This window comes from Protofrankia sp. Cj3 (assembly GCF_917627355.1).
Taxonomy (GTDB): Bacteria; Actinomycetota; Actinomycetes; order Frankiales; family Frankiaceae; genus Protofrankia.
The window spans coordinates 1-3,675 of the sequence record NZ_CAKJTR010000257.1; the positions used below are offsets into that span (position 1 = coordinate 1).

A 3,675-nucleotide genomic window follows, 5' to 3' on the forward strand; every position below is an offset into this window, starting at 1 on the left:
GGGAAATGGTGTCCCTTCGTACCGGGCGCCGCGCGGCCCTAACGGACGAGCTCACCTTCGGCACCAAGTCAGCCCGATGTTGACCGGACGGCCAGCCACGATTTTCCATCGCCCCACGTGGCCGGCCACGCCCGGCCCCCACCGCTAACGGGCCGGAGGCCCGGTACCGTCGCCGTACCGGCGGGCATAGTCGGACGCGGGGTAGCGGGCGGCACCTGGTACCCCGCACGGCAGGTGGGATAGCGGACTACCTTGACATCCTCCCGCCCTGAAGGTCGGGGATTCCTACCGTGCGGCTCATGCCGCACCTCGGTGGGTTCCTGCTTCACTGCCCATTGCCACCGCACGCGGTGGGATGATGCGTTTGTTGCGCAAGTATACCGAAGGGCAGCGGCGGCCGGCCCCGATGCTCTAACCCTGCCCGGAACGGCGGGGCTTGCACGCTACATTTCCAAGGGTCATCCCCAGTACGGGACATCAAGATTCGTTGAAGGACGGAAGGAGGCCCTGCGGTGGACCCCGTGACTATCGACCACGCCCGCCTGCACGCGGTGATCGAGGAACTGGCCGGGCCGACCGACCCAGCCGGCGACCGGGCCGCGACCGTGCTGCACGCCCAGGTCGCGGCCCTGGCGTGGGTCCGCGACACCCTCGGCACTTACCCCGCGCCGGTCCCCATCGCGACCATGATCACCAAGGCCGCCGCGGAGCTGCGCCACGACGACCGCGACCCGGTCGACGTGCTCACCCGTGTCGCGTTGGCCGCCGTCGCCGCGCACCGCACCGCCGCGGTAGCGTGAGCGGCTACGTCCTCGACGATCTTGCCCTGATCGCAGGGCTCACCGATGATGGCGCCGAACACCACCGCCGAGAGCTGTCCCGGCTGCTTGCCGCAGCGATCGACCGCCGCCCCGCCATCGCTATACCCGCCCTGTGCCTGGCTTCCGCAGCCGTCCGCCGGCCGGCCATCGCCGGCCACCTCGCCGAGCTGGTCACCGGCGGCCCGATCGGCGCCATCGAGATCGTCGGCCTGTCCCGCACCGCCCTGGTCGCTCAGCTCCGCACCGAACACCCCCGCCTCAGCTGGCCCGCGCTGCACGCAGCCAGCACCGCCGCCACCATCCGGGTACCGATAGTAACCATCGACCCGGCGCGCTACGCCGACACTGCGGTCGAGGCCATCCCCCTCTGACAGCCACCACGGCAGCAGGGAAGGCGTTCCCCTACAAGATCAATGGTGGGTATTGCCCTTACCTTGGCTATACCCCTGTCCGTCCGGAAACGACGGCTACCAGGACGGCGGTCAGTAGCTGTCGACGGGGATCGCCTGGCCCCCAGCATAGTAGACGGCGGAACGGATCGACAATGGCCAGCTGACCACGAGTCAACGCACCCTCCCGGGCGCGCTTTCGGACCGTCATTTTCGGCGCGTCGGGGACGACGCCATACGCAGGATTGGCCTCGATCGGGGCTGGTTGGGTAGGGAGCTGGCGCGGTGACGCGTAAGCGTTCCGTTTCCAGCTCCCTACCCAACCAGTCCCCGTCACCGCCAGCTCCCTACCCAACCAGGCCCAAATCGTGTGCTCACGAACTGTGGAAACCGGGAGGGACATGGGCGTCGAGGTCCCCCGGGGGATCTCGGTCTACGTCGACGCGGATCTTGCCGTGCGGGTCGCTGGTCACGCGTCGGAGGTGTACGGGCAGCGTCAGATGGCCGTTCGAGATCAGGCCGACGTTAGGTTCGAGGTCTTCGACGGGGATGGCGAGACGGAGATCGGGGAAACGGTCGAACAATGCGGGCAGCGCGATCGCTGCTTCGGCTCGGGCGAGGGGTGCGCCGAGGCAGAAGTGGACTCCATGGCCGAAGGCCAGGTGCTCTTTGGTGGGCCGGGTGACATCGAATTGGTCGGCGGTGTTGCCGTGCAGCTTCGGGTGACGGCTGGCGGCGGCATACGAGGCGAGGATCGCCTCGCCTCGGCGAATGGTCAGGCCGCTGGGGAGGGTGATGTCCTCGACCGCGTAGCGCATCGGTAGGTGAGCGAGGGGGGCTTCGTACCGGAGCGTTTCCTCGATGACGTCTTTCCACCCGGCGCGGCCGGCGCGGACGTGGGCAAGCTGGTGGGGGTGGACGAGGAGGGCCGCGATGGCCTGGTCCAGGAGGCTGACGGTGGTTTCGTAGCCTGCGCCGATCACGAGTAGTAGAGTGTCGACGAGTTCCTGTTCGGTAAGGCCGGAGCCGTCGCCTTCGGTGTCCCGGACGGCAATCAGTGCTGACGTGATGTCGTCGCCGGGCTCGGCTCGCTTGGCGGCAACCAGGTCGGAGAGGATCGCATATAGCTCTTGGGTGTTGGCTGCGGCCTTTTCGGGGGTGAGAGTGGTGTCGAACACTTTGTCGACGGTACGGCGGAAGTCGAAATGGGAGTCCTCGGGTAGGCCCATGATCTTGCTGATCACTTGGATCGGTAAAGGGAAGGCAAAGCGTTCGCGTAGGTCGACGGTCTGGCCGGGCGGGGTAGCGGCGAGGTCGTCGAGGAGGACGGCGGTGATTTGCTCGATGCGGCCGACCATGGTGGCGACGCGGCGGGCGGTGAACGCCGGGCTGACCAGGCGGCGCAGGCGTTCGTGGTCGCCGCCATAGGCGGTGAACATATTCTTTACGGCGACCCAGAGGGCCAGGGGCCATTTGCCGATGATTTCGTCGGGGAACTTCGGCCAGTGCTGGTAGGCGTCCTTGGAGACGCGGGAGTCGGTGAGGAGCTGTTTGAGCAGGTCCGGGTCGGTGACCGACCACGCCTGCACGCCGAGGATGTCTACAAGTGTGGCGGGACCGCGGGCGCGCAGCTCGGTGTCCTCGGCGTGACGGTTTCTGCCTTCGGCATTCAGGACGAGTACCTGTCGGTCCATACGGGAACTCCTCGTAGTGCCGCGTAATGCGACGGCGGAATCAAGCGGTCAAGGCGACACATTCGCTGTCAACAGATCGCCAAACACTTCAAGGGGCGTCTGCCAGTTCAACGGAGATTTTCGGAAACCCCTATTGAAACAATTATTCCGATAAACCCCATTTTCCGGCTTTTGACCAAAAAGTTGTGGATTTTTAGCAGGAGGTCGCCAACAAACCCCCAGCTCGGCGACATGATCATCTGGATCGGAACGCCAGAAATAATGATCATCCTGAGAGCTAAGGATCTGTAATGAATTAACAAATGCATCCTCGGGAGCGTCTTCGCAGGTCGTAGGCCTGCAGAAGGCTCAAAATGAACAAGTTATTTCATTACGAATTCTAATGGTCATCTATAGCGCGAATTCCGACAAGCCGGACATTGACGATCAATGCTCTGAGCTGGATGTTTGAGCTGTGACCCCTGCTGAACAGCTACCAAAAGTTAGCAAAATGAGATTTATCGGAAAATTATTTCAATAGAGGGTTCCGAAAATCTCCAACGTCTCCCGTGGCCTCCCATTCAACTGTATAGCCAGACTATCAAGCTCCGCATGCGAATGCAAGGACAGGTCGGTACCCTTCGGGAAATACTGCCGGAGCAGCCCGTTCGTGTTCTCGTTGGAGCCTCGCTGCCACGGCGAGCTCGACTTTTGCACCTTTCTTGATCGATAGCCATGGCGACCGCCAGGTTGCGCTCCAGCGGGCACGGTCTGGCACATCCGGTCGGGTAG

Annotated in this window: 3 protein-coding genes and 1 pseudogene; 2 read left to right on the forward strand and 2 right to left on the reverse strand. The window is 64.0% G+C overall.

Annotated elements, in window-relative coordinates:
* Positions 1-512 precede the first annotated feature (512 nt).
* Complete coding sequence (locus tag MJ783_RS21740) at positions 513-800, forward strand: hypothetical protein (protein ID WP_239313386.1); 288 nt, start codon at positions 513-515, stop codon at positions 798-800.
* A complete protein-coding gene (locus tag MJ783_RS21745) occupies positions 797-1,192 on the forward strand; it encodes a hypothetical protein (protein ID WP_239313389.1) in 396 nt (131 codons plus the stop codon). The genes MJ783_RS21740 and MJ783_RS21745 overlap by 4 nt, the downstream gene beginning before the upstream one ends.
* Positions 1,193-1,584: 392 nt before the next feature.
* On the opposite strand, the gene MJ783_RS21750 is transcribed toward MJ783_RS21745, so the two are convergent.
* Both MJ783_RS21750 and MJ783_RS21755 read right to left on the reverse strand, forming a co-directional pair.
* Positions 1,585-2,904, reverse strand: coding sequence for a cytochrome P450 (locus MJ783_RS21750; protein ID WP_239313392.1), 1,320 nt, complete (start codon positions 2,902-2,904; stop codon positions 1,585-1,587).
* Between the two features lie 513 nt (positions 2,905-3,417).
* Positions 3,418-3,585: pseudogene (locus tag MJ783_RS21755) on the reverse strand (transposase); the annotation flags it as partial.
* Positions 3,586-3,675 lie beyond the last annotated feature (90 nt).

Coding starts and splice junctions, on each gene's coding strand:
- MJ783_RS21750 (WP_239313392.1), bottom strand. CDS start 2,904: ATGGACCGACAGGTACTCGTCCTGAATGCCGAAGGCAGAAACCGTCAC.